Source organism: Mesorhizobium sp. M8A.F.Ca.ET.208.01.1.1, assembly GCF_004791315.1.
Lineage (GTDB): Bacteria > Pseudomonadota > Alphaproteobacteria > Rhizobiales > Rhizobiaceae > Mesorhizobium.
In genome coordinates this window covers 1-241 of record NZ_SRUT01000433.1, presented here as the reverse complement: position 1 = coordinate 241, position 241 = coordinate 1, and the positions used below count along the sequence as shown (strand labels likewise).

Here is a 241-nt window from a genome sequence, read left to right as displayed (position 1 = left end):
CCGCCACCGGCGCGTGCTAGGCGAGCAGCAGCGGCTCGTCGCCGACATGCTTGGCGGCGTCGTGATGCGCATCGACGACATGCGGCTTGGCGAAGGAGCCGCCATGGCCGCGCGACAGGAAGCCGGGCGTGAGCTGCATGCGCCTTGCCTGTTTCGCCAGCGCGATGGCGACGGGCGTCTTGCCGCTGCCGCCGACGGTGAGATTGCCGACGCAAAGCACGGGCGCCGCCACCTTCTCGCG

At 71.4% G+C, this 241-nt stretch carries 1 pseudogene; it reads right to left on the bottom strand.

Going from position 1 to position 241, the window contains the following annotated elements:
- Window positions 1-19: 19 nt before the first annotated feature.
- Window positions 20-241, bottom strand: a pseudogene (locus EN851_RS35985) (tetraacyldisaccharide 4'-kinase); the annotation flags it as partial.